The sequence below is a fragment of the Streptomyces sp. NPDC047043 genome, from assembly GCF_040644055.1.
Classification (GTDB): Bacteria; Actinomycetota; Actinomycetes; order Streptomycetales; family Streptomycetaceae; genus Streptomyces.
The window spans coordinates 425,799-451,511 of record NZ_JBEYVO010000002.1; the positions used below are offsets into that span (position 1 = coordinate 425,799).

Here is a 25,713-nt window from a genome sequence, read left to right on the forward strand (position 1 = left end):
CGGCCCCCGTCCGGTCGGCCGGCGTCACCGCGATCCCCCGTGCCGACAGTTCGGGCACGGGTCCCGGACCGGGCGCGAGCACGAAGCCGCCGAGGTGGTGCCCGTTGCCGTACGCCCGTAACTCGATCTCGCCCAGGCGGCGTCGACCTTCTCGGGGGCGTAGATGTTGCCGTGGGCCATACGGCGGCGCAGTCCCTCGGGCGGGATGTCGACGAGCTCGACCTGGTGAGCCCGGCGGACGACCTCGTCGGGCACCGTCTCGTGCTGCGGCACCCCGGTGATCTTCTCGACGACGTCCTTGAGGGACTCCAGGTGCTGGACGTCGACCGCGGTGATCACGTCGATGCCGGCGGCCAGCAGTTCCTCGATGTCCTGCCAGCGCTTGGGGTTGCGGCCCTCACCCGGCACGTTGGTGTGGGCGAACTCGTCGACGATCGCGACCTCCGGGCGGCGCGCGAGCACCGCGGCGAGGTCCATCTCCTCGAACCGCCCGCCCCGGTAGACGCAGCGGGCCCGCTCCACCCTCTCCAGGCCGTCGAGCATCGCCTCCGTCAGCAGCCGCCCGTGGCACTCGGCGTACGCCACGACCACATCGGCGCCGCGGCCGGCCCGGCGGCGCCCCTCGTCGAGCATGCGATACGTCTTGCCCACCCCCGGGGCCGCCCCGAGGTAGACCTTCAGCCGTCCGCGCCGTACGTCATTCATCACCCCCGAGCGAAGCGCTCCGCCCCGCCTCGGGTCGGCCATCTTGACGCGTCCCTGGCGCCGCCGGCGGGGACGTTGGCTCTGTCTTGACGGGCCGCGGCCGGGATAGGCTTGAAAGCGGTGTGCCGGGAAGTCTGGTCGGCTGGGAGCCACGGTGGCTCCTCTCGAAGTCCAGGGGGACGGCATGCGCAGCGTCGGAACGGTTCTCGCACTCGTGGTGCTGGCCACGGTGGTGGCGACGTTCGCGCGCCGGTGGCGCATTCCCGCCCCTTCCCTCCTCGTCGTCGCCGGACTCGCCGTGGCCCTGCTGCCCGGCACCCCGGAGATCGAGATCAGCCCCGAGATCATCGGCCTGGTGGTGCTCCCGCCGCTGCTGTACGCCAGCGCCGAGGAGCTGTCCTGGCGCGAGCTGCGCGCCGTGTGGAAGCCGGTCGGGATCCTCGCGGTGGGCCTCGTAGTGGCGTCCGCGGCCGCCGTGGGCGCGGTGGCCTCGCTGGTGACGCCGCTGTCGTGGCAGATGGCCCTGGTGCTGGGCGCGGTGCTGGCCAGCACCGACCCGGTGGCGGTCACCGCGCTGGGCAGACGGCTCGCGCTGCCGCCCAAGGTGCAGGTCCTGGTCCAGGCGGAGAGCCTGTTCAACGACGCGACCTCGCTGGTGCTGTTCCGGGTCGCGGTGAGCGTGGCCGTGGCGTCCGCGGCGGCGAACTGGGGAGCTGCCGGCGGCGAGTTCCTCGTGCTCGCGGGCGGCGGCACCCTCATCGGGGCCGCCGTCGCCCACGTCGTCACCCTGATCCGGCGGCGCACCGAGGATCCCGTCCTGGAGACGGTGATCGCCCTGGTCACGCCGTACGCGGCCTACGTCCTGGCCGAGGCGGCCCACACCTCCGGCGTCACCTCGGTCGTGGTCGCCGGAGTCGTCCTGGGCGGGCGCGGCGAGAAGCTCACCAACGCGCGCATACGGCTCCAACTGCACGCCGTGTACGGAACGGTGGTCTTCCTGCTGGAGAGCGTGGTGTTCAGCCTGATAGGCCTGGCGCTGCCCGCCCAGGTGCAGGCGCTGTCCGACGGCGACCAGGCCTGGCCGCTGTACGCGCTGGCGGTGGCGGGCACCCTGATCGCCGTACGGCTGCTGTGGCTGGCACCGCTGTCCGCGGTGGTGCAGCGCAAGGGCGGCATCCAGCGGATGAACTGGCGGGTGCCTGTGGTGCTGACCTGGGCGGGCACCCGGGGCGTCGTCCCGCTGGCCGCGGCCCTGTCCATTCCGGAGACCGCGAAGGACGGCTCCGCCCTCACCGACCGCCCCCTGATCCTCGTCCTGACCACCTCGGTCGTGGTCGTCACCCTCGTCGTACAGGGCTTCACCCTGGCGCCCGTCGTCCGCCGCTCCGGCATCGCCCTGGAGCCCGACCACACCGAGCGCGAGGAGGCCGCCGCGCGGTGCAGCCTGGCGGGCGCGGGCATCAAGCGGCTCGAGGAGCTGTCGGAGCTGGAGGCCGTCCCGGACGTGGTCCTGGACCGCCTCCGCCGCGGCCTGAACGCCCGCCTCGACGACGCCCGCGACCGCCTCGCCGACAGCAACGGCACCGGAGCGCCGACCGAGTCCGCCGACCTGGTCTACCGCCAGCTGCGCCGCGACCTGATAGCGGTGGAGGCGGCCGAACTGCAGCGCCTCTACGACGACCACGCCATCAGCGACACGACCCGCCGCCGCCTCCAGCGCTCCCTGGACCTGGAGGAGGCACGGCTCGCGGACGTGTGAACCCTGCCGGGCTCAGCGGAACTCGGCCAGCCGCGGTCGCAGCCCCAGTCCCGTGAGCACGACGGCCAGCAGCAACAGCACGCAGACCAGCGGGAGTTCGGTGTGCAGGTCGGAACGCCCGGCCCGCACGGACTCGTCGAAGTGCTGCCGGTTGATGTCGGTCACCTTGTCCAGCGCGGTCATCCACGCCCCGAAGTGCGCGTTGGAGGTGCCTGCCTGCCAGCCCATGCAGAACTCCACCGCCCGACGCCCCTCGCCCACCGCAAGCAGTGCGCGGATCCTCCGGTCGTCGCCTTGGTAGACGGCGTAGGCCTCGACCGTCCGCTCGGCCGCCGCCCGCTCGCCCGGGAAGGTGACGTTGTCCAGTTCGCGCCGGAACTCGCCGGTGAAGCGCAGGTCGTGGTGGTCGCTCTCGTACACCTGCCAGGTGGCGGCGAGCCGGGAGTCGTACGAGGAGAGGCCGGCCCCCTGAATGCCGTACAGCTCCTGCGACTTGGCGAGGAAGGAGCGCGCGTACTGCTCGCGCCGACCGGGGTCGAGAAGGTAGCGGCTCTCGTCGGCGTTGGCGTCGTAGGCGATGGCCCGGGCGCGGGAGAGCGCGACGACGGAGTCGAAGGCGTCGCGGCGGGCGCCGCGCAGCTCGCTCGCGGAGGCGGCCAGCAACTGTGTGCCGAGCAGGACGGCGACGAGCGTGCAGACGGTGGCGGCGAGCACGCCTGGGTTGAGGATGCGCCGGAACGCGCGGGCCAGATACCACTGGAGCGCACCGAGCAGGACGAGCAGCAGCGCACCCAGGGCGAGGACGGCGAAGAGCCGGCCGAAGAGCGTGGAACGGGCCGCGGTGTACTCGGCGTTGAAGGCCTGATTGTTGGAGTCCACCAACGTCCTTGAATCCGGGAGGAGTTGACCCTGCAGAAGGTCCGTGGCCCGGCGGTAGTCGGCGAGCGCGGCCGCCCTGCCCCCGCTGCGGCCGTCGTTCTCCAGGGCGCGGCCGATGAGTTCCTGGTACTCGGCGAAGTCGTCGGTGAGGGACTCCACGGTCCTCTCGTCGCCGCGGTCGCCCTGCGCGGCGACGGCGAGAGTGCGCAGGTCGTGCCCGATGTCGCGCCGCGCGTCACCGTAGAAGCCGACGGCCTTCTCGTACGGCGTCCGCAGGCGCCCTTCGCCCGCGTTTCCGTTCGCCAGCAGAATGTTGGCGGCCTGCGCGTCCATGTCGTTGAGGGTGAGTTCGAGGTCGGCGGCGCTGGTGGTGCGGGGTGCGTCCCGCCCGGCGACAGTGTCCCAGGTGCCGAGGGCGGTGAGACCGGTGACCAGCAGCAGCGCCGCGAGGGCGGTGGCGAGCAGGACCGTGGCCGCGCGCAGAAGGCGCAGCCGCGCGGGCACGGTGCCCCAGTAGCGACGGCCCAGAGCGACCCCCGCGGCCTCGGCCCGCATCCGGAGGCCGGGTACCGGACGTCCGATCCGCGACCCCCCTCGCGGCCGCGGACCGGGGCTGCCCCCGGCCGGGACGACCGTCTGCGGTCGTGGCTGCGCGGCAGCCTCCGACTGAGGTCTCCGCGATGTTCCGGCCGTGATCGCCACGGTCCCTCCCACGTCACGCCACGGACGGTCGCCCGTCCCCCGTGCCGCTCAGTCTGCGACCGGTTCCGGCCAGGCGGACGAGGCGTTGACGCGCCCCTGACGCGTTCTCAGGTGCGTTTGACGGGTCCTTGACGGAGCCGATACGGCAGTCACACCGTCCGCACCACTCATGCGGTCCGGCCCCGCCCGAAGCGCCGTACGACATGACGCTGGGTGTCCGGCATTGGTCTCGAACTTCCCTTCCCCATTTGGAGCAAAACAGCATCAATTAGCCCCAAGCTCCCTTTTCGAAGCGCCCCTCCGCCCCAGCAGCCAGTCTTAACGGAAGCTTGACGCCATCGACCCCCTCATCCGTGGGCCCGCACGTCACTCTCCGCTTACGCTGGTGCCGCCGTCCGCGTGATGGCCGGAACCCACACGCTGAGCCGCACATCAGGAGCACGCCGATGGCCACGACCGAACGCCCTCCCAGTCGCCTGCGCGCCTGGATGCTTGAGGGTCTGTCCGACATGGGCAAGGGCGTCCAGCAGGCACCGCACGCCGAACCGGAACCCCCACACAAGGGACAGCGCTGGTACCGGGTGATGTGCCTGACCGGTGTCGACTACTTCTCGACCCTCGGCTACCAGCCGGGCATCGCGGCCCTCGCGGCCGGCCTGCTGTCGCCCATCGCGACCATCGTGCTCGTTGTCGTCACCCTCGCCGGCGCCCTGCCCGTCTACCGGCGGGTCGCCGAGGAGAGCCCGCACGGCGAGGGCTCCATCGCGATGCTGGAGCGGCTGCTGTCGTTCTGGAAGGGCAAGCTGTTCGTCCTGACCCTGCTCGGCTTCGCCGCCACCGACTTCCTGATCACCATCACCCTGTCGGCCGCCGACGCCTCGACCCACCTGGTCGAGAACCCTCATCTGACCAGCGTCCTGCACGGCAAGGAAATGCTGATCACGCTGATCCTCGTCGCCCTGCTCGGCGCGGTGTTCCTCAAGGGCTTCCTCGAGGCGATCGGCGTCGCTGTCGCCCTGGTGGTGGTCTACCTCGGGCTCAACACGGTCGTCGTGGCCGTCGGCTTCTGGCACGTGATCACCGCGGGCCATGTGGTCACCGACTGGACCAGCGCCCTGACCGCCGAGCACGGCAACGTGTTCGCCATGATCGGCGTCTCCCTGCTGGTCTTCCCCAAGCTCGCCCTCGGCCTCTCCGGCTTCGAGACCGGCGTCGCGGTCATGCCGCACGTCCAGGGCGATGCGGGCGACACCGAGGAGAACCCCAAGGGCCGCATCCGGGACACCAAGAAGCTGCTCACGGCCGCTGCCCTGATCATGAGCGTGTTCCTGATCGCGACCAGCTTCATCACCACCGTGCTGATCCCGGAGAAGGAGTTCGAGTCCGGCGGCCAGGCCAACGGACGCGCCCTCGCCTACCTGGCCCACGATTACCTGGGCAACGCCTTCGGCACGGTCTACGACGTCTCGACCATCGCCATCCTGTGGTTCGCCGGCGCCTCCGCCATGGCCGGCCTGCTCAACCTGATGCCGCGCTACCTGCCCCGCTACGGCATGGCCCCGCACTGGGCCCGCGCCGTGCGCCCCATGGTGATCGTCTTCACCCTGATCGGCTTCCTGGTCACCTGGATCTTCGACGCCGACGTCGACGCCCAGGGCGGCGCCTACGCCACCGGCGTCCTGGTCCTGATGTCCTCCGCGGCCATCGCGGTGACCATCGCGGCCCACCGCGCCCAGCAGCGGAACTGGACCATCGCCTTCGCCACCGTCTCGGCGGTCCTGCTCTACGTCACCGTCGCCAACGTCATCGAGCGCCCCGACGGCGTCAAGATCGGCGCCTGCTTCATCGCCGGCATCATCCTGGTCTCCCTGCTGTCCCGCCTCGCCCGCGCCTTCGAGCTCCGCGTGACCAGCGTGACCCTCGACGACATGGCGGAACGTTTCGTCCGTGACATGTCGAGCCGCAAGATACGGTTCATCGCCAACGAGCCCGACCGGCGCGACAAGGCCGAGTACCGCGACAAGATCGAGCAGATCCAGAACGACAACGACATCCCCGGCGAGGACTTCGTCTTCGTCGAGGTCACGGTCGTAGACCCCTCCGAGTTCGAGGCCGGCCTGACGGTCCGCGGCGAGGTCCTCCACAACCGCTACCGGGTGCTGACCCTGGAGTCCTCCTCCATCCCGAACGCGCTGGCCGCCCTGCTCCTGCACGTCCGCGACTCCACCAACTGCACCCCGCACATCTACTTCGAGTGGACCGAGGGCAACCCCTTCGCCAACTTCCTCCGCTTCTTCCTCTTCGGCCAGGGCGAGGTCGCCCCGGTCACCCGAGAGGTCCTGCGCGAGGCGGAACCGGACCGCGCACGCCGGCCCCGCGTCCACACCGGCTGAGCCGACCGCCGCGTCAGAAACGCGTCAAGACTCGCCGGTACGGTGTCAGAGTCCCGTCAGCGACGGCCCCTCCCCGCCCCCCTGCGGCTTACCGTCGCCTCATGCGAGGAAGCAGACCGACGGACCGTGTCGGCGACCGCCACTGGAGCGGCGGCGTACGGCTCGCCGCATGCTGTGCGCTCGTCTTCTGCGCCATGACGATGCTGGTCGACTGGGACGCGGAGACCCTGACCCCGGCCCGCGCCCTGCTGTGGCTCACGCTGTCCGCAGCCGTCTTCACGGTCCTGCTGCCGCCCCGCGTCACGGCGGGACACGGCTGGCTCGCGGTGAGCGGCCCGCTGCGCCGACGCGTGGTGCGTACGGAAGCGCTCGTGTGCGTACGGCAGTTCAGCGGCGCCTCCTCGCATCTGGTCCTGCGGGACAGCGAGGGCAACCGGCTGGAACTCGACCCGCGCGTCCTGGCCGCCGACCCGCTGCTGTGGCACGAACTGGACACCGGAGTGCGCCGCTCCGTCGAACGCGGCACCCTGCGCCAGGGCACGGACGTGCTGAGCCGACTCGGTCACCGGATCGACGACGAGACGGCGCGGGCGGTGCTGAGGGAGTCGGGGATCACCTGACCCCACACCTCCCGAGAATCGGGGTCACCGGGCGAACGCACGCCGCTGCGGACGCACCACCACCCGGCCGAAGCTCATGCGCCCCCGTATCTCCACGCGCAGTTCGACAGGGACACCAGGTCCACCGGCCGCACGCGACTTGACCTTCGCGTACTCGACCACCAGGGAGTCGGTGTCCACCACGACACCCGGCCGGGTCACCAGCTTCAGGGTGCCGCCGCGCATGTCCAGGTCGACGACCAGCGTGTCGTGCGTGAGCACCGCCGTCGTGAAGTCGAGCGTGACATCGCCCCACTCCGACTCGATCTCCATCCGACGCGGCACCACCCAGCCGTCCCCGCGCCAGGCGGAGCCACCGCGCTGCTCGATGCGTACGTCGTCCTTGGCCTCGGCCGCGGTGCCCCCGGCCATCGTCGGCAGATCCGCCGTCAGGACGGCGAGCTCGCCCAGCGTGCGGGCGGACAACGCGGCCTCCACACGCTCGTCGAGCTCCTCGGCGGTCAGCCGGCCGTCCCCGGCGGCAACGGTCAGCACGTCCACGACCCGGTCCCGGTCGGCGTGCGAAGCCCTCAGTTCGAGCGGGACGGCAGCACTCGACGCCCCGCCACCCCGCACCAGCTCACCGGACATGCCCTCACTCCCCTCGCGTCACGAACTAACGCTATATCGCGTTATACCCAACGCTCAACCCCACGTCCACCGGTGCCCGTTCACAGCCCTATCGTGATCCGCATGCAGAGCTACACAATCGGCCAGGCGGCACGGCTGCTCGGCGTGAGCCCCGACACCGCGCGCCGCTGGGCGGACGCCGGCCGCGTGGCGACCCACCGCGACGAGGGCGGACGGCGACTCATCGACGGCCGGGACCTGGCCGCGTTCTCGGTCGAACTCGCCAAGGCCGGCAGCACCGAGGAGGAAGCCCCCTACACCTCGGTCCGCAACGCCTTCCCCGGCATCGTCACCGCGATCAAGCTCGGCGACGTGGCGGCCCAGGTCGAGATCCAGGCCGGCCCGCACCGCCTGGTCTCGCTCCTGACCCGCGAGGCCGTCGAGGAACTGGGCCTGGAGGTCGGCATGGAGGCCACGGCCCGAGTGAAGTCGACGAACGTCCACATCGACCGCACCTGACCCACCACCCCCTCCCGTACGAACCAGCCCCGCACGGCCGCTCCCGTACGAACGCACATGCGGGCCCTATGGCCCTACGGCCCAGCTCATGCGATGCGACAGGAGACTTACACCTCGCATATGCGCCAGTATGATCGGCGCACAGGGGGAACCCGACGGGCTCCTCCACGAAGAAACAGAGGGAGTGGACCCGTGATGACCCGTTCCGCGCGCCGGACCCGCCGGACCCTGCAGGTGGCCGGTGCAGGAGCCGCCGCGCTGCTGGCCCTGAGCGCGTGCTCCTCGTCCGACTCCGACTCCGGTTCGAACTCGGCGAAGTCCGACTCCTCGGCGTCCTCCTCGCCGAAGCTGTCCGGCGACGTCACCGTCTTCGCGGCCGCCTCGCTCCAGGAGAGCTTCACGACCCTGGGCAAGCAGTTCGAGAAGGAACACCCGGGCACCAAGGTCAACTTCAGCTTCGGCGGCAGCGACACCCTCGCCGCGCAGATCACCGGTGGCGCCCCGGCCGACGTCTTCGCCGCCGCCAGCCCCAAGACCATGAAGATCGTGACGGACAAGAAGGACAACGCCACCACCCCGGCCACCTTCGTCCGTAACCAGCTGGAGATCGCCACCCTGCCGGGCAACCCCGACAAGGTCTCCTCCCTCAAGGACCTCACCAAGTCCGGCCTGAAGGTGGTGCTCTGCGACAAGACGGTGCCCTGCGGCGCCGCCGCCCAGAAGGCCTTGGACGCCGGCAAGCTGAAGCTCACCCCGGTCTCCTACGAGCAGGACGTCAAGAGCGCCCTGACGAAGGTCGAGCTGAAGGAGGCCGACGCGGCGGTCGTCTACAAGACCGATGTGAAGGCGGCCGGTGACAAGGTGGAGGGCGTGGAGTTCCCCGAGTCCGCCGACGCCGTCAACGACTACCCGATCACCCTGCTCAACAGCTCGAAGAACGCCGAGACCGCCAAGGCGTTCATCGCGCTGGTGCAGTCCGCCGAGGGCCAGAAGGTCCTGAGCGAGGCCGGGTTCCTCAAGCCGTGACCCCGACCGACAAGTCCCACGCCGCGGCCGACACCCTCCAGGGCGGCCCGCGGCGCGGACGTGTCCGGACGGCCCGCCGCGGAGTCCCGCTCCCCCTCCTCCTCCCCGCCCTGCTCGGCCTGGCCTTCCTGCTCCTCCCTCTCGTCGCCCTTCTCGTACGAGCCCCATGGAGCACGCTGCCCGATCAGCTGACCAGCACCGAGGTATGGCAGGCCCTTCGCCTGTCCCTGGTCTGCGCGACGGTGGCGACGGCGGCGAGCCTGGTCATCGGCGTCCCCCTGGCCTGGCTGCTGGCCCGCACGAACTTCCCCGGCCGCGGCCTGGTGCGCGCCCTGGTGACCCTGCCCCTGGTCCTGCCCCCGGTCGTCGGCGGAGTCGCCCTCCTCCTCGCCCTCGGCCGCAACGGCGTGGTCGGCCAGTTGCTGGACTCCTGGTTCGGCATCACACTCCCCTTCACCACCACGGGAGTTGTCGTCGCGGAGACCTTCGTCGCGATGCCGTTCCTGGTCATCAGCGTGGAGGGCACCCTGCGCGCCGCCGACCCCCGCTACGAGGAGGCGGCCACGACGCTGGGCGCCTCCCGCTTCACCGCGTTCCGCCGCGTCACCCTGCCCCTGATCGCCCCGGGCATCGCAGCGGGCTCCGTACTGGCCTGGGCCCGGGCCCTGGGCGAATTCGGCGCGACGATCACTTTCGCGGGCAACTTCCCGGGCCGCACCCAGACAATGCCCCTGGCCGTATACCTGGCCCTCCAGAACAACCCGGAGGCGGCCATCGCCCTCAGCCTGGTACTCCTCGCGGTGTCAATCGTGGTACTGGCGGGCCTGCGGGACCGCTGGATGACACCATCATGACGAGCCCGCGCCGGAGGCCGATCCGATGACGAACACCCACCGCACAGCCGCCGACGGCGCTCAGCCCCCACAGGGGCCACCCGCACCCAGCCACGAAGGCAGTACGGGTGGTGCGGGTGGGAACACAAACCCGGCCGAAGGCCGCGTGCCCCCCACACACCCGCACCCGCACCCGAAAACGCACACCCCCGACGGCCTGCACACCCACCTCGTAGTCGACCGAGAACCCTTCCGCCTGGACATCACCCTCACCGCCGCCCCCGGCGACGTACTCGCCCTCCTGGGCCCCAACGGCGCAGGCAAGACCACCGCCCTACGCGCCCTCGCCGGCCTCGTCCCCCTCACCACCGGCCACCTACGCCTGGACGGCACCGATTTGGACCGCACGCCCCCCGAATCCCGCCCCGTCGGCGTCGTCTTCCAGGACTACCTCCTCTTCCCTCACCTCACGGCCCTCGACAACGTCGCGTTCGGCCCCCGCTGCCAGGGCGCCACCAAGGCCGAGTCCCGAGCCATCGCCGCCGAGTGGCTGCACCGCATGGACCTCGCCGACCACGCCACCGCCAAGCCCCGCCACCTCTCCGGTGGCCAGGCCCAACGCGTGGCCCTGGCCCGCGCCCTGGCCACCAACCCCCGCCTCCTGCTCCTGGACGAGCCCCTCGCCGCCCTCGACGCGCGCACCCGCCTGGACGTACGCGCCCAACTCCGCCGTCACCTGGCCGAGTTCGAGGCGGTCGCCGTCCTCGTGACGCACGACCCCCTGGACGCCATGGTCCTGGCCGACCGCCTGGTGGTCATCGAGCACGGCAGCGTCGTACAGGAAGGCACCCCCGCCGACATCGCCCGCCACCCCCGCACGGACTACATCGCGCAACTGGTGGGCCTGAACCTCTACAAGGGCCAGGCGGAAGGCCACACCGTCCACCTCGACACAGGCCCCGCCATCACCACCACGGAAGACCTGTCCGGCCCGGTCTTCGTAGCGTTCCCGCCCAGCGCCGTCACCCTCTTCCGCGACCCGCCCACCGGCTCCAGCGCCCGCAACCACTGGCGCTGCGAGGTCGCGGGCCTGGAAACCCACGGCGACCAGATCCGCGCCGACCTCACCGGCGAACTCCCCCTCGCCGCCGACCTCACCACGGTCGCCGCCGCCGAACTCGACCTGCACCCGGGCGCACCGGTCTGGGCGACGGTCAAGGCGGCGCAGACGCATGCATACCCGGCATGAGCCGCAAAGAGCCGTAAGTTGATGCCCATGACCCTGAGCATCCGCAACCAGATCCCCGGCACCGTCACCGCCGTCACCCCCGGCGAGGTGATGGCCACCGTCAAGGTCCGCCTCACCGGCGGCCAGGACATCACCGCGGCGATCACCCTCGAGTCCGTAGAGGACCTCGGCCTCGCCTCGGGCACCGCCGTACGCGCCTTGGTGAAGTCGACGGAGATCTCCCTGGCCACCGCCCCGGTCGAGGGTCTCTCGATCCGCAACCGACTCCCCGGCACGGTCACCGACGTGGCCACCGGCGGCGCGATGGCCTCCGTCAAGGTCGCCGTCGACGGAGGCGAACTGACCTCCGCGATCACCAAGGACGCCGTCACGGAGCTGGCCCTGACGGCAGGCACCCCCGTCGTGGCCCTGATCAAGTCCACGGAGATCTCCCTGGCGACGGCGTAACGCGAAAGGGCCCCGCCGAAGCGGGGCCCTGGCTCGCAGTGTCAGTCCTCGTACGCATCCAGCGGCGGGCACGAGCACACCAGGTTCCGGTCGCCGAAGGCCTGGTCGATCCGGCGCACCGGCGGCCAGTACTTGTCGGCGGCCGACACCCCGGCCGGGAACACGGCTTCCTCGCGCGAGTACGCGTGCTCCCACTCACCGCCCAGCGCGGCGGCGGTGTGCGGAGCCTCCCGCAGCGGATTGTCGTCCGCCGGCCACTCGCCCGCGCCGACCTTCTCGATCTCCGCACGAATGGCGATCATCGCCTCGCAGAACCGGTCCAGCTCCACGATGTCCTCGGACTCGGTCGGCTCGATCATCAGCGTGCCGGCCACCGGGAACGACATCGTCGGCGCGTGGAAGCCGTAGTCGATGAGCCGCTTGGCCACATCGTCCACCGTCACACCCGTCGCCTTGGTCAGCGGCCGCAGATCGATGATGCACTCGTGCGCGACCAGCCCGCCGGGGCCGGTGTAGAGCACCGGGTAGTGCGGCTCCAGCCGCTTGGCGATGTAGTTGGCGGAGAGCACCGCCACCTGGGTCGCCCGCTTCAGCCCTTCGCCGCCCATGAGCCGGACGTACGCCCACGAGATCGGCAGGATCCCCGCGGACCCCCAGGGCGCGGCCGAGACGGGCCCGACACCCGTTTCCGGACCGGCCGCGGGCTGCATCGGGTGGTTCGGCAGATACGGCGCCAGGTGTGCCCGCACACCGACCGGACCGACGCCCGGGCCACCGCCGCCGTGCGGGATGCAGAAGGTCTTGTGCAGGTTCAGGTGCGAGACGTCACCGCCGAAGTGGCCCGGCTTGGCAAGCCCGACAAGGGCGTTGAGGTTGGCACCGTCGACGTAGACCTGACCACCCGCCTCGTGCACCTGCGCGCAGATGTCGGCGACATGCTCCTCGAACACGCCGTGCGTCGAGGGGTACGTGATCATCAGCACCGACAGCTCGTCACGGTACTGCTCGATCTTCGCCCGCAGATCCTCGACGTCGATCTCGCCGTCCTCGGCGGTCCTCACGACGACGACCTTCATCCCGGCCATCACGGCGCTGGCGGCATTCGTGCCGTGCGCGGAGGACGGAATCAGGCACACGGTCCGCTGCTCGTCCCCGTTGGCCCGGTGATACCCGCGCACGGCGAGCAGCCCGGCCAGCTCCCCCTGCGACCCGGCGTTGGGCTGCAACGACACCTTGTCGTACCCGGTGACCTCGGCGAGCCGCTCCTCGAGCTCACGGATCAGCGTCAGATACCCCTGCGCCTGCTCGGCCGGCGCGAAGGGGTGCAGCTGCCCGAACGCGGGCCAGGTGACCGGCTCCATCTCGGTGGTCGCGTTGAGCTTCATCGTGCAGGAGCCCAGCGGGATCATGCCGCGGTCGAGCGCGTAGTCGCGGTCGGCGAGCCTGCGCAGGTAGCGCAGCATCGCAGTCTCGGAGCGGTACTGCTGGAAGACGGGGTGGGAGAGGTACTCGTCGGTGCGCAGCAGATCGGCGGGAATCGCCTCCTCGGCCGCCGCGTCCAGCGCCTCGATGTCTCCCTTGACCCCGAACGCGGTCCATACGGCGCCCAGTTGGGCCCGCAGGGTGGTCTCGTCGCAGGCGATCGACACATGGTCGGCGTCGACGAGGCGCAGATTGACCCCGTTCTCCCGCGCGGCGGCGACGACCTCGGCGGCCCCGCCCGGCACGCGCGCGGTGATCGTGTCGAAGTAGGAACCGTGCACGATCTCGACGCCACCGCCCTTGAGCCCCTCGGCGAGGATGGTGGCGTACCGGTGGGTGCGCCGTGCGATGCCCTTCAGTCCCTCGGGCCCGTGGTACACGGCGTACATCCCGGCCATGACGGCGAGCAGCACCTGCGCGGTGCAGATGTTGCTGGTGGCCTTCTCCCGCCGGATGTGCTGCTCACGCGTCTGCAGCGCCAGCCGGTACGCCTTGTGCCCGTCCGCGTCCAGGGACACACCCACCAGCCGCCCGGGCAGACTGCGCGCGAACTTCTCGTGTACGGCCATGTAGCCCGCGTGCGGCCCGCCGAAGCCCATCGGCACACCGAACCGCTGGGTCGTACCGACCGCGATGTCGGCCCCGAGCTCACCGGGCGACTTCAGCAGGGTCAGAGCGAGGAGATCCGCGGCGACAGTGACCAGGGCGCCCAGCTCGTGCGCCTGGTCGACGACCGCCTTGATGTCACGTACGACGCCGGAGGCGCCCGGGTACTGGACGAGCACGCCGTTGATCTCACGCCCGGCGACCTCGGCCGGGATCCCGTCGCTGAGGTCGGCGACCACGACCTCCACACCGGCCGGCTCGGCGCGGGTCTCGATCACGGCAATGGTCTGCGGCAGCACGTCCGCGTCGACCAGGAACAGCCCCTTCTTGTTCTTGCCCATGCGCCGGGACAGCGCCATGGCCTCGGCGGCGGCCGTCCCCTCGTCGAGCAGCGAGGCACCGGAGGTGGGCAGCCCGGTGAGGTCGGCGACCATGGTCTGGAAGTTCAGCAGCGCCTCGAGCCGCCCCTGCGAGATCTCGGGCTGATACGGCGTGTAGGCCGTGTACCAGGCCGGGTTCTCCATGACGTTCCGCAGAATCACCGGCGGCGTGAAGGTCCCGTAGTACCCGAGCCCGATCATGGAGTCGAGCACCTGGTTGCGATCGGCCAGCGAGCGCAGCTCGGCCAGCACCTCGGCCTCGGTGCGCGCACCCGGCAGCTCGAGCGCGTCGGCGTTCTTGATCACATCCGGGACCGCGGCGGCGGTGAGCTCGTCCAGCGAGCCGTATCCGACGTGCGCGAGCATCTTGGCCCGGGCCTCGTGGTCGGGCCCGATGTGGCGCTGCTCGAAAGGGATCCCCTGTTCGAGCTCGGAGAGCGGAATGCGATGGGCGGTCATTTGCGGAGGCCTCCTGGTCTGACACGACCTTCGAGGGGCACCACGGCGCGGGTACCCGGACGGCCTCCCCCTCTGTCATCTCAACCTGAGAGCTTCACCGGATCACCCAAAGGGCTTCCGGCTTTCACCGTCGGTGAGAGCGGAGGCCGTCGACACCCGCCCTGCTTTCCAGAGTGACCTCGTCCGTGCGGTACGTGGGCCTGAGAGATTCCGGGGAGGATTTGCTCCTTCGGCGCCTCCGATGGTGTCCGGAGGACTCTCCCGCACAGGGTCAGCAGCCGCTGTCAGCCTACCAGCGAGCGCAACACCCGATCCTTCGAGTGGCCGCCATCTCCAATGTGCTCTTTTGTAGTGCTTACGGATGAGTTGCGACCAAGTGGAGGGCCCGTGCAGACCGACATCGATCCGCGCAACCTGATCGGCCGCAAGGCGTTCGACCGCAACGGCACCAAGATCGGCACCATCGACGAGGTCTACCTCGACGACGCGACCGGCGCGCCGGAGTGGGCGGCCATACGCACCGGCCTGTTCTCCCGGGACGCCTTCGTGCCCCTGGAGCCCAGCGAACTGGTCGAGGGCACCCTGCACGTCCCCTTCGACCGGGCACTCATCAAGGACGCCCCCGACTTCGGCGTGGGCCGCCACCTCTCCCCCGAACAGGAACTCCAGCTCTACCACCACTACGGCCTCGGTCTCACCCCTCCGCCCGACGTCCCCGACCGGGATTTCGGCCGGCTCGCGGGCACGGAGGACGCCGACGCCTGACACGGCCCTCACTTGCACCTCTCACGCAGCCCCCGCGGGGGCTGCGCCCGCCCCGGGTCTTCGCGGCACCAGCGGCAACGGATCCGCCGGTTCCAGCTCGGTGTCGTCGGTCCGGAACGTCCGCACCCGCCCCGGCTCCGAATCGGGCGTCTCGAACCGTACGGTGACCCGCCCGAGCCCGCTGCCCTGCACCCATCCGTGCCCGAACTCGGCATGCCGCACGTCGTGCCCCGCGGGCCAGCGCCGGTCGGCGGGCACCTGCTGCTCCTCGACGGGCTCCTGGTCGCCGTCCTCCTCGGGATGCTCCGCCACCTCCCCCGCCGCCTGCGCGAACAGGTCCTCCTGCGTGTAGTCGGCAAGCCCGGTGACGCCCACCCCGAGCAGCCGCACGCCGCCCGTGGTGTCCACGGAGTCCAGCAGCCGGGCCGCGGCCTCCCGCACCACCGCCGGGTCGTCCGTGGGCCCGCGCAGCGTCTCGGACCGGGTCAGCGTGGAGAAGTCGTACCGCCGCACCTTCAGCACGATGGTCCGCCCCGACAGCCGCGCACCGCGCAGCCGCCGCACACACCGGTCGGCCAGCCGCTGCACCTCGAACCCCACCCTGATCCGGTCGTGGATGTCCACGTCGTAGGTGTCCTCGACCGACACGGACTTCGCCTCCCGCTCGGCCACCACAGGCCGGTCGTCGTGCGCCAGCGCCATGGCGTACAAGGCGTGCCCGTGGGCCTTGCCCAGCAGCCGTACGAGCTCGTCCTCGCCCGCCTCGGCGATCTCGTCGACCGTGGTGATCCCCGCCCGCCGCAGATGGTCCCCCGTGGCCGGCCCGACCCCCGGCAGCATGCGCACCGACATCGGCCCGAGCTTGGCCCGCTCGGTCCCGGGCTCGACCACGACCAGCCCGTTCGGCTTGGCCTCCTCGGAGGCCATCTTCGCGAGCATCTTGCAGGCGGCCAGGCCCACGGACCCCGTGAGGCCCGTGACAGCCCGTATGTCGGCGCGCAGCTTCTCCGCCACCAGCCGGGCCGACGCCTCGTCCCATGCCGCGTCCCCGGCCTCCAGGTCCACGAAGGCCTCGTCCAGGCTCAGCGGCTCCACCAGCGGCGACAGCAAGTGCAGCAGCTCCATCACCTGCTCGCTGATCGACCGGTAGAACCCGAAGCGCGGCACGAGATACGCGGCGTTCGGCGCCAGCCGCCGCGCCTGGGCCATCGGCATCGCCGACCGCACCCCGAAGACCCGCGCCTCGTACGACGCCGTGGCGACCACCCCGCGCGGCCCGAGCCCGCCCACGATCACGGCCTTCCCACGCAGGCTCGGCTTGGATGCCTGCTCCGCCGAGGCGTAGAAGGCATCCATGTCGAGATGCAGGATCGTGGGCGCGTTTCTCACATCTCCGATGCTGCACCACGCCACTGACAATGCAGTGCCGCCAGAGCCCCAGGAGGGGAAAGCGCCGTCAGACGGCCCGGTTCCGCCGCCGCGCCAGCTCGTCGGCCGGGTTGTTCCCGATCAGGGTCTCGCCGGTGTCGATCCGCTCGCCGTGCAGCTGCGACAGCGCGCTCTCGACGTCCCGCCACACCACCCCGACGGCAATCCCGAAGATCCCCTGGCCGCCCTGGAGCAGCGCGTGGACCTCGTCGGGCGACGTGCACTCGTAGACCGTGGCGCCGTCGCTCATCAGCGTCATGCGCTCCAGGTCCCGGAACCCGCGCTCACGCAGATGCTGCACCGCGGTGCGGATGTTCTGCAGCGAGACACCGGTGTCCAGGAAGCGCTTGACGATCTTCAGGACGACGACGTCCCGGAAGCTGTACAGCCGCTGCGTCCCCGACCCGTAGGCGGGCCGCACGCTGGGCTCGACGAGCCCGGTGCGCGCCCAGTAGTCCAGTTGCCGGTAGGTGATGCCCGCGGCCGCGCAGGCCGTCGGACCGCGGTAGCCGATCTCGGACGCCATGGATGCCGCCCCTCCGCTGCTCGGCACGGCCGCCGGTCGCTGCGGGACGTGATCGGCCGCGCTGCCGTGAAGCGGGTACGGGCTGCTCCCCCCGAAACCGCGTCCGGGGGCACCCCCAGCCGTACCGTCGCCGGTGCTTCTCACGCCGACCTCCGTCCTTGACCTGCCTCCTCGACGGTAGGCAGCCACCAGGGGTGCGTCAACGACCGCCACACTCGGCACGCCGAGTGATAATCACCCTAGGAGTGGTTTCCCGTACCCCATCGCGGGGAAAGGCTAGCCGAATGCGCTCGGAGCGGGTCGTAGGACGCCCTCACTCGCCATTGGCAAATGCGGGCATTTAAGCCGTGATCGACCACCCACCGGCGGTCACGGGACCGCGGGTCTGCCGGGCCGGCCACGCCTCACTGGCTGCTGGTCCCGAAATCCTCCGGCGAGATCTGGTCGAGGAACTCGCGGAACTTCTCCACCTCGTCCTCCTGCTCGTCCGGAATCGCGATGCCCGCGTCGTCGAGCACGCCGTCGCTGCCGTAGATCGGCGTTCCGGTGCGCAGGGCCAGCGCTATGGCATCGGACGGGCGAGCGCTCACCTCGACGCCGCTGGCGAAGACCAGCTCCGCGTAGAAGACGCCTTCACGCAGGTCCGTGATGCGCACTTCGGTGAGCTCCTGGCCGACGGCCTCCAGCACGTCCTTGAACAGGTCGTGGGTCAGCGGTCGCGCGGGGGCCATGCCCTGCTGGGCGAAGGCGATCGCGGTCGCCTCCCCCGGCCCGATCCAGATGGGGAGGTAGCGGTCGCCTCCCACTTCACGCAGGAGCACGATCGGTTGGTTGGAGGGCATTTCGACCCGGACACCTACGACATCGAGCTCGTTCACACAGCAACCCTAGGACGTGCCCGGGACGTTTGGGTAGTCGGGCAGAAAACGGGGGGACGTTCCGGCCCTCACAGGGCACGCCCGGCTCAGGGCAGTCGCACGCCGAGCGCGGTCTGCACGAGCGCCGCGTGCAGCCTGACGGTGAGCGCCGCCAGCTCCTTCGTACGCGCCTCCGCGTGCGCCCTGGTCTGCGGATTGCGGTGCCGCTTCAGGGGGGCCACGACCTGGTCCACCAGCCCGGCCTCGCGGTCGGCGGCGGCCTTCATCACCCTCAGGTGCCGTGGCTCGATCCCGAACCGCCCCAGCTCGACCACGAGGGAGGCCACGGTGACCGTCTCCGCGTCGTACGCCCCGTCCTCCAGCGGCGCCACGAGCCCGTACGACTCCCACTCCTCGAGCTCCTGCTCACCGATCCCGGCGGCGGCCAGCAGCTCGGCCTTCGCGATCCGGGCCGCCATGGGGGCCTCGGAGACCTCCAGGGCGGGCTCACCGTCGCGCTGACGGCCCACCGTGGGCAGTGGCACGGCCTCACCGCGCTCCATGGCCTCCAGGTGCTCGCGGATCACCTTGAGCGGCAGATAGTGGTCCCGCTGCATCCTCAGGACGTGTCCGAGGCGCTCGACGTCGTCGGCGCTGAACTTGCGATATCCCGAAGGGGTCCGCTGCGGCTCGATCAGCCCCTCCGACTCCAGAAAACGGATCTTGGAGATGGTGACTTCGGGGAACTCGTCGCGCAGCACGTTCAGCACTGTGCCGATGCTCATCAGCCCACTGTCCGTGGCGGCGGTGCCGTGTCCGGCACCGCCGCTCGGTGTTCGAAACATGGACCTTCCCTGGGGTTCCCCCGGGACGGAGCCCGGGGGCCGGTCAGTAGCCCCGCTGGCTCGCGTAGAAGACCAGCCGGTACTTGCCGATCTGCACCTCGTCACCGTTGTTCAGGGCGACCTGGTCGATCCGCTCGCGGTTGACGTACGTACCGTTCAGACTGCCCACGTCGGCCACCGTGAACGAGCCGTCCGCGCCGCGGCGAAACTCCACGTGGCGACGCGAGACCGTCACGTCGTCCAGGAAGATGTCACTCTGCGGATGACGCCCAGCCGTGGTCAGGTCGCCGTCCAGGAGGAAACGGCTGCCAGAGTTCGGACCGCGGCGCACGACCAGGAGCGCGGAGCCCAGCGGCAGCGCGTCGACGGCCGCCTGCGCCTCGGGGGACAGCGCCGGCACCTGCGTCTGACCGGTGACCTCGGAGTCGTAGGCCTCGATACCGGAGATGGAGATCGTCGACGTCGTCTCGGACGGTCGCTCGGCCGCGGCCCCGGCCCGCAGCGGAGCACCGCAGTTGGAGCAGAAGCGGCTGTTCTCCGCGTTGCGGTTACCGCACCTCGTACACACCAGGGCCGACATTGGGGAAAACCCTCCACCCGTACTTGAGGTTGACGGTTGCCCGAAACCTATGCCGCCGGACTGCGCAGGGTCAACAGACGGCGCGCCCTGACCTCCGGAAATGTCGCCGCCCGGACCGCCTACCTGGTCCCGGAACAGCGGACGCTGATCCTCTGCGTCGGGCTGTGCGCGATGACGGGCAGTCGCGTTGTCACTGCCCTCTCGCGCGCTCTTGCCGAACAACTTCGCAAACAACTTCACGGGCGATTCCCCTTGACCGAAACAGACCCGCCCGTGGGGCAGGACGAACCCTGATTGCATACACCGGCCGACCCGGACATCCTCACAACGTCCGTATCCACCAAACAGTTTCCACCACGCACCACCCATTCGGTGCGCCGACCCCCCGCAACCTCATGCCCCCGCCCGACGTCCCCCATGCACCGCCGGTTCACCGTGAGGACGACCGAGCGTAGTCAGGCTGCTTCGCGGCTCGCAAGGCGTCCACGACGATCTTGGTCGACCGCTCGACGGTAACGGTGGCCTGCTCCTTCTCAAGAGTCTGCACCACGCCTCCAGGGATGTTGAGGGCCGGCTCGAGGTCCGCCGGCTTGCCGATGACCTTGAAACGATAGGGCGCGTTGATCTTGTTCCCGTCAACGCTGACGCTCTTGCCGGAGTCCGTGAGATACGTTCCGGCAACCACGCGCACGCCGTTCACCTGGATCGCCTCCGCCCCGGCCGCGCGCAGCTCCTGGATCGCGTCGAGCAGCATGTCCGCCTCGACCGTTCCCTTCGTGTCCTCGATCGTCATCGTGATGCCGGGACCCTGCGCGGCCACCGTGCCCGCCAGAATGCCGAGTTGCTTCTCCTTCTCGACAGTCTGCTTGCGGGCCTCCTCGGCCTGGTCGGAGCTGTTCTCCAGCTCGTCGCGCTGCTTCTCCAGTCCCTGCTTCTCGTCGTCAAGACGCTGAGTACGGTCGTCGAGTTCATCGAGGATGCGAACGAGATCTTCCTGACGCGCGCCGCGCAGGGCGCTGTCACTGTCGCTGTTCGAGGCGACCTGCACTGCCAGACCGAAGCCGAGCCCGAACAGCAGCACGGCGACGATGAGTTGGGCCCGCGTGACACGCGGCGGCCACAGGCCCTTCGCCAGACGCTGGCGGCCGGTCAGCCCGGGCTCGGGCTTCTCCTCGGCTGCGTCCGCGGCTTCGGACGCCGTCTGGGGCACTTCTTCCGGCAGTTCCTTGCGCAGCCTGTTCTCGGGCTCGGGGGCCTCGTCCTGGTGGCTCATCGGCGTCACGCCCGGAACACGTGCCGACGGATCGCCGCGGCGTTGGAGAAGATGCGGATACCGAGGACCACGACAACACCCGTGGAAAGCTGGGCGCCCACGCCCAACTTGTCGCCCAGGAAAACGATCAGCGCGGCCACGACCACATTGGACAGGAACGACACAACGAAGACCTTGTCGTCGAAGATGCCGTCGAGCATGGCCCGCAGACCACCGAAGACGGCGTCCAGCGCCGCCACGACGGCGATCGGCAGATAAGGCTCGACGACCGCCGGAACCTCCGGCCGGACCAACAGTCCGGCCACGACTCCCACGACGAGGCCCAGTACGGCGATCACGATGTGTCCTTCTCCGTTTTCTCGGTCTTCGGCTGTGCAGTACGTACGATCACACTCGGTGCGGCGGGCAGCCGGAGGTCGCTCTCCACGGAGATGGCGGTCCGGATGCCGTAGCTCTCCTGCAGGGCGTGCAGATACAGCCCGTCGGCGCTGTTCTGGAACCTGGTGCTGAGCTGCTTGCCGTTCCCCACGGCGAGCACCGTGTAGGGCGGCACCAGTGGCTTGTTGTCGACCAGTATCGCGTCACCCGCGGCCCTGATCGCCGACAGGGCGGTCAGCCGCTGCCCGTTGATGGAGATGGCCTCGGCCCCCGACTCCCACAGCCCGTTGACCACGCGCTGCAGGTCACGGTCGCGCACCCGACCGGTGTCGGAGAAGTCAGAAGTCTCGCGCGGATTGCCGTTACCGCCGCTGGTGGCTTCCTTGGCATCGTTCACGACCAGCTTCACGCCGGGTCCATGCACTTCGACAGCACCCGACAGAATGCCCACCAGCTCGCTCTGGTCCCCGCTGCCGCTCTTCTCGAGCGCCTCCCGCTGTCGCTCGCTCACCTCGTCGCGCAGCCTGTCGACGGAGCCCTCCAGCTTGTCGGCCGCCGCGGTCTCCCGGTCGATACGGTCGATCAGCTCCTCGCGCTCCTTGGCGACGACCGGAGCCGCCACGCGGGCCTGCGCCGCTCCGACGGTCACGACAAGGGCCGCCAGCACCAGCCCGGCGGCAAGACCCAGCTTGGCCCGCAGGGTCTTCGGCAGACCGCCGGCACCCTCCGCCTTCTTACGGGCAGCTGCCTCGGCGTAGCCGTCGTCGAGGCTGTGGTCCATGACGTTGGTGAGCAGGAACATGGACGCGTCCGGCCGCGAAGGGCGCGTAGGTGTGCTCCGAACGGGGGGCTGCTGCGGCATGCCGCACATCGTCGCACGTCGCGACCACTACCTCCGAATGGCCCCACCGGCGTGCCGGACAGGCCCCCTTGGGGACACTTGTCCGGCACGCACGCGTGCTGCGATTTTCAGCGTCCGGCGCTGTCCACGACCGCCGACCACTCGTCGAGCAGGGCCTGCGCGGAGGCGTCGTCCGGGCCTTCCGCCCAAAGATGGGTGACGGCCTCGGCCGGGTCGGGCAGCACCATCACCCAGCGTCCGTCGGTCTCCACCACCCGCACGCCGTCGGTGGTGTCCACGAAGCGGTCTCCGGCCGCCTCGACCACGCGACGCATCACAAGTCCCTTGACCGCCCAGGGAGTCGCGAGATCCCGCTTGAGGACGTGCGCCCGCGGAATCCGTGCGTCGATCTGGCTGAGCGTGAGCTGCGTCCGCGCCACCAGCCCGATCAACCGCACAAAGGCAGCCGTACCGTCGAAGACACTGCTGAACTCCGGGACGATGAAACCGGCCTTGCCGTCACCGCCGAAGATGGTCGAGTCGTCGCCCCCGACCCTGGTCAGGTCGTCGGGCGAGGTCGTCGTCCACTCCACCTGCGTCCCGTGGTACGCCGCCACCTGCTCGGCGATCCTCGTCGTGGTCACCGGCAGCGCCACGCGCCCGCTGCGCCGCTCGGCGGCGACCAGGTCGAGCATGACGAGCAGCGCCCGGTCGTCCTCGATGATCCGGCCCTTCTCGTCGACGAGGGAGAGCCGCTCGCCCACGGGATCGAACCGCACGCCGAACGCCGCCCGCGACGAGGCAACGATCTCGCCGAGCCGCACCAGCCCCGAACGCCGCTGGTCACCGGTCTCCGTAGGCCGGGACTCATCGAGACCGGGGTTGATCGTCAGCGAGTCGACCCCGAGCTTGCCGAGCAGACTCGGCAGGACGAGCCCGGCACTGCCGTTCGACGCGTCGACGACGACTTTCAACCCGGACTCGGAGATCCCGGTCGTGTCGACATTCCGCAGCAGCGACCCGGTGTACGAGTCGAAGACACTGGCAGGGAAGTGCAGGTCCCCGATCTCGCCCGGGAACGCCCGCCGATACTCCTGCCGCGCGAACACCCGGTCCAGCTTCCGCTGGCTGCCCTGCGACAGGTCGGCACCGTTCCCGTCGAAGAACATGATGTCCACGGAGTCCGGCACACCGGGCGTGGTCCGGATCATGATCCCGCCGGCACTGCCCCGCGCGGTCTGCTGCCGGGCGACGGGCAGCGGTACGTTCTCCAGATCGCGTACGTCGATGGCGCTGGCCTGCAGCGCGGAGATGACCGCCCGCTTCAGTGCCCGGGCACCACGGGAGTGGTCGCGGGCCGTGGTGACGGTGGAGCCCTTCTTGAGCGTCGTCGCGTAGGCGCCGGCCAGGCGCACGGCGAGCTCGGGCGTGATCTCCACGTTCAGGATGCCGGAGACCCCACGAGCACCGAAGAGATGGGCCTGGCCCCTGGACTCCCAGATGACCGACGTGTTGACGAAGGCACCGGCCTCGATGGTCTTGAACGGGTAGACCCGCACATTGCCCTGAACGATCGATTCTTCACCGATCAGGCACTCGTCACCGATGACGGCGCCGTCCTCGATCCGCGCGGCACGCATGATGTCGGTGTTCTTTCCGACGACGCAGCCACGCAGATTGCTGTGCTGGCCCACGTACACGTTGTCGTGCACGACGGCCTTGTGCAGAAAAGCACCACTCTTGACGACCACGTTCGAGCCGACCACGGTGTGCTCACGGATTTCCGCACCGGCCTCGACCTTGGCGTAGTCACCGATGTAGAGAGGCCCACGGAGAACCGCGTCCGGATGCACCTCGGCACCCTCGGCCACCCACACACCCGGCGAGATCTCGAACCCGTCGATCTCGACGTCGACCTTGCCTTCCAGCACGTCGGCCTGCGCCTTCACATAACTCTCGTGTGTGCCGACGTCCTCCCAGTACCCCTCCGCGACATAGCCGTAGATCGGCTTGCCTTCCTTCATCAACTGCGGAAAGACATCGCCCGACCAGTCGACGGGCACATCGGGCTCGACATAGTCGAAGACCTCGGGCTCCATGACATAGATGCCCGTGTTCACGGTGTCCGAGAAGACCTGCCCCCACGTCGGCTTCTCGAGAAACCGCTCGACCTTGCCTTCTTCGTCGACGATCGTAATGCCGAATTCCAGCGGATTGGGCACACGAGTCAGACACACAGTGACCAGCGCACCCTTTTCCTTGTGGAAACTGATGAGCTCGGTGAGGTCGAAGTCAGTCAGGGCATCACCGGAGATAACGAGGAAAGCATCGTCCTTCAACGCCTCTTCGGCGTTCTTGACGCTCCCGGCGGTACCGAGTGGCTTCTCCTCATTGGCATAGGAGAGCTCCATTCCGAGCTCCTCGCCGTCACCGAAGTAGTTCTTGACCAATGAGGCCAGGAACTGGACAGTTACGACGGTCTCGTTCAGCCCATGCCTTTTGAGCAGCCGCAGCACGTGCTCCATGATCGGGCGGTTGGCCACGGGTAGGAGCGGCTTGGGCATGCTTGAGGTCATGGGGCGAAGGCGTGTGCCTTCGCCTCCGGCCATCACGACGGCCTTCATGTCGGAAGCGTCCTCCTCAAAGAGACGACGGTCTAGCCGACTTCACCCGTCCAGATTGTCCCGCACTTTTCCACCGAGGGCCATCGGGCCGCTTCGGCCGCAGCAATCGGCGAGTTCAATCGGCCATGGCGTCCGCACGAACCAGGCGGCGGACTTGTACTACGTAGAGGACTCCTGCCCACCAGTAGAGCGTTGTACCCCAACCAGCGAACGCCCATCCGAAAATAGCAGCGAGTGACGAGATCCATCCAGTTCCGTCACTGAGCAAGAGCAGCGGGAAGGCGTACATCAGGTTGAAGGTGGCCGCCTTACCCAGGAAGTTCACCTGGGGCGGCGGATAGCCGTGCCGCCTGAGGATGCCCACCATCACCAGCAGGACCAGCTCTCGCAACAGAAGTACAGCGGTCAACCAGATTGGCAGAATCTCGCGCCAGGTAAGACCGACCAGAGTCGAGAGAATGTAGAGCCGGTCGGCCGCGGGATCCAGGAGCCGGCCGAGGCTGCTGATCTGGTTCCAACGCCGTGCGAGCTTGCCGTCCAGATAGTCGCTGACCCCGCTCAGAGCCAGCACCAGCAGCGCCCACCCGTCACTCTTGGGTCCTCCGAACTCAGGCCTCAGAATCAGCCACAGGAAGATCGGCACGCCGACGAGACGCGCCATGCTGAGGATGTTGGGGATGGTGAGGACCCGGTCTGTCTGGACGCGGGTCTCCTGGACCTCCACCCGGGAGCCTCCTGTGGGAAACGTGCCAACGATGCCCCCTGACCTTACCTCAACGCAAAAAAGCTCTGGCTCTTGGGCTGTGTGCCCAAGAGCCAGAGCTCTAAAGGGAGTTCGGCGGCGTCCTACTCTCCCACAGGGTCCCCCCTGCAGTACCATCGGCGCTGTAAGGCTTAGCTTCCGGGTTCGGAATGTAACCGGGCGTTT

22 protein-coding genes, 1 rRNA gene, 1 pseudogene and 1 riboswitch are annotated in these 25,713 nt (G+C 69.6%); of the genes and pseudogenes, 9 read left to right on the top strand and 15 right to left on the bottom strand.

Going from position 1 to position 25,713, the window contains the following annotated elements; all coding sequences use genetic code 11:
• Window positions 1-129: 129 nt before the first annotated feature.
• Window positions 130-705: pseudogene (locus ABZ880_RS05065) on the bottom strand (histidine kinase); the annotation flags it as partial.
• Between the two features lie 184 nt (window positions 706-889).
• Between ABZ880_RS05065 and ABZ880_RS05070 the strand changes: the two are divergent.
• Window positions 890-2,464, top strand: a complete 1,575-nt coding sequence (locus ABZ880_RS05070) for a Na+/H+ antiporter (RefSeq protein WP_361257002.1) — start codon at window positions 890-892, stop codon at window positions 2,462-2,464.
• Window positions 2,465-2,476: 12 nt separating this feature from the next.
• Here ABZ880_RS05070 and ABZ880_RS05075 read toward each other — a convergent pair whose 3' ends face one another.
• Window positions 2,477-3,898, bottom strand: a complete 1,422-nt coding sequence (locus ABZ880_RS05075; protein ID WP_361257004.1) for a hypothetical protein — start codon at window positions 3,896-3,898, stop codon at window positions 2,477-2,479.
• Window positions 3,899-4,491: 593 nt separating this feature from the next.
• Between ABZ880_RS05075 and ABZ880_RS05080 the strand changes: the two genes are divergently transcribed.
• A complete protein-coding gene (locus tag ABZ880_RS05080) occupies window positions 4,492-6,438 on the top strand; it encodes an amino acid transporter (protein WP_361257007.1) in 1,947 nt (648 codons plus the stop codon).
• A gap of 101 nt (window positions 6,439-6,539) precedes the next feature.
• Entirely contained in the window at window positions 6,540-7,058 is a 519-nt protein-coding gene (locus ABZ880_RS05085; protein WP_361257011.1) for a hypothetical protein, read from the top strand.
• A gap of 24 nt (window positions 7,059-7,082) precedes the next feature.
• On the opposite strand, the gene ABZ880_RS05090 is transcribed toward ABZ880_RS05085, so the two are convergent.
• Window positions 7,083-7,688, bottom strand: coding sequence for a DUF1707 domain-containing protein (locus tag ABZ880_RS05090; protein ID WP_361257013.1), 606 nt, complete (start codon window positions 7,686-7,688; stop codon window positions 7,083-7,085).
• Between the two features lie 102 nt (window positions 7,689-7,790).
• Here ABZ880_RS05090 and ABZ880_RS05095 point away from each other — a divergent pair, with 102 nt between their 5' ends.
• The 5 genes from ABZ880_RS05095 (at window position 7,791) to ABZ880_RS05115 (ending at window position 11,741) form a co-directional block, all read left to right on the top strand.
• On the top strand, window positions 7,791-8,186 hold the full coding sequence (locus ABZ880_RS05095; RefSeq protein ID WP_356353671.1) for a helix-turn-helix transcriptional regulator: 396 nt from the start codon (window positions 7,791-7,793) through the stop codon (window positions 8,184-8,186).
• Window positions 8,187-8,381: 195 nt separating this feature from the next.
• On the top strand, window positions 8,382-9,212 hold the full coding sequence (gene modA / locus ABZ880_RS05100) for a molybdate ABC transporter substrate-binding protein (RefSeq protein ID WP_361257017.1): 831 nt from the start codon (window positions 8,382-8,384) through the stop codon (window positions 9,210-9,212).
• Entirely contained in the window at window positions 9,209-10,066 is an 858-nt protein-coding gene (gene modB / locus ABZ880_RS05105; protein ID WP_361257020.1) for a molybdate ABC transporter permease subunit, read from the top strand. Before modA ends, modB begins: the two co-directional genes overlap by 4 nt.
• Window positions 10,067-10,262: 196 nt before the next feature.
• A complete protein-coding gene (locus tag ABZ880_RS05110) occupies window positions 10,263-11,294 on the top strand; it encodes an ABC transporter ATP-binding protein (RefSeq protein ID WP_361257112.1) in 1,032 nt (343 codons plus the stop codon).
• Between the two features lie 27 nt (window positions 11,295-11,321).
• Complete coding sequence (locus ABZ880_RS05115; RefSeq protein ID WP_361257024.1) at window positions 11,322-11,741, top strand: TOBE domain-containing protein; 420 nt, start codon at window positions 11,322-11,324, stop codon at window positions 11,739-11,741.
• 41 nt (window positions 11,742-11,782) lie between these two features.
• Here the strand turns inward: ABZ880_RS05115 and gcvP are convergent, their stop codons facing one another.
• On the bottom strand, window positions 11,783-14,668 hold the full coding sequence (gene gcvP / locus ABZ880_RS05120; RefSeq protein WP_361257027.1) for an aminomethyl-transferring glycine dehydrogenase: 2,886 nt from the start codon (window positions 14,666-14,668) through the stop codon (window positions 11,783-11,785).
• 178 nt (window positions 14,669-14,846) lie between these two features.
• Window positions 14,847-14,942, bottom strand: a riboswitch (glycine riboswitch).
• A gap of 113 nt (window positions 14,943-15,055) precedes the next feature.
• Between gcvP and ABZ880_RS05125 the strand changes: the two genes are divergently transcribed.
• Window positions 15,056-15,433: a PRC-barrel domain-containing protein gene (locus ABZ880_RS05125; RefSeq protein WP_361257030.1), complete on the top strand. Its 378-nt coding sequence runs from the start codon at window positions 15,056-15,058 to the stop codon at window positions 15,431-15,433.
• Between the two features lie 21 nt (window positions 15,434-15,454).
• Here ABZ880_RS05125 and ABZ880_RS05130 read toward each other — a convergent pair whose 3' ends face one another.
• The 11 genes from ABZ880_RS05130 to rrf form a co-directional block, all read right to left on the bottom strand.
• Complete coding sequence (locus ABZ880_RS05130; RefSeq protein ID WP_361257033.1) at window positions 15,455-16,822, bottom strand: DNA polymerase IV; 1,368 nt, start codon at window positions 16,820-16,822, stop codon at window positions 15,455-15,457.
• 67 nt (window positions 16,823-16,889) lie between these two features.
• On the bottom strand, window positions 16,890-17,531 hold the full coding sequence (locus tag ABZ880_RS05135; RefSeq protein WP_361257036.1) for a MerR family transcriptional regulator: 642 nt from the start codon (window positions 17,529-17,531) through the stop codon (window positions 16,890-16,892).
• Between the two features lie 260 nt (window positions 17,532-17,791).
• A complete protein-coding gene (locus ABZ880_RS05140) occupies window positions 17,792-18,265 on the bottom strand; it encodes a bifunctional nuclease family protein (protein ID WP_004002801.1) in 474 nt (157 codons plus the stop codon).
• A gap of 86 nt (window positions 18,266-18,351) precedes the next feature.
• On the bottom strand, window positions 18,352-19,089 hold the full coding sequence (locus tag ABZ880_RS05145; RefSeq protein WP_361257039.1) for a MerR family transcriptional regulator: 738 nt from the start codon (window positions 19,087-19,089) through the stop codon (window positions 18,352-18,354).
• A gap of 43 nt (window positions 19,090-19,132) precedes the next feature.
• Entirely contained in the window at window positions 19,133-20,038 is a 906-nt protein-coding gene (locus ABZ880_RS05150) for an FHA domain-containing protein (protein WP_361257042.1), read from the bottom strand.
• Between the two features lie 61 nt (window positions 20,039-20,099).
• A complete protein-coding gene (locus ABZ880_RS05155; RefSeq protein ID WP_361257045.1) occupies window positions 20,100-20,942 on the bottom strand; it encodes a DUF881 domain-containing protein in 843 nt (280 codons plus the stop codon).
• Between the two features lie 5 nt (window positions 20,943-20,947).
• Window positions 20,948-21,280: a small basic family protein gene (locus ABZ880_RS05160; RefSeq protein ID WP_003988855.1), complete on the bottom strand. Its 333-nt coding sequence runs from the start codon at window positions 21,278-21,280 to the stop codon at window positions 20,948-20,950.
• The gene (locus ABZ880_RS05165) at window positions 21,277-22,122 is read right to left on the bottom strand and encodes a DUF881 domain-containing protein (protein ID WP_361257048.1); all 846 of its coding nucleotides are present in this window, start codon (window positions 22,120-22,122) and stop codon (window positions 21,277-21,279) included. Before ABZ880_RS05165 ends, ABZ880_RS05160 begins: the two co-directional genes overlap by 4 nt.
• Before the next feature lie 167 nt (window positions 22,123-22,289).
• Entirely contained in the window at window positions 22,290-24,785 is a 2,496-nt protein-coding gene (locus ABZ880_RS05170; RefSeq protein WP_361257050.1) for a mannose-1-phosphate guanyltransferase, read from the bottom strand.
• A gap of 115 nt (window positions 24,786-24,900) precedes the next feature.
• Window positions 24,901-25,509 (bottom strand): CDP-alcohol phosphatidyltransferase family protein, encoded by a 609-nt coding sequence (locus ABZ880_RS05175; RefSeq protein WP_361257053.1) that lies wholly within the window; start codon window positions 25,507-25,509, stop codon window positions 24,901-24,903.
• A 109-nt stretch (window positions 25,510-25,618) separates the two neighbouring features.
• Window positions 25,619-25,713: ribosomal RNA gene (rrf, locus tag ABZ880_RS05180) — 5S ribosomal RNA — on the bottom strand; the annotation flags it as partial.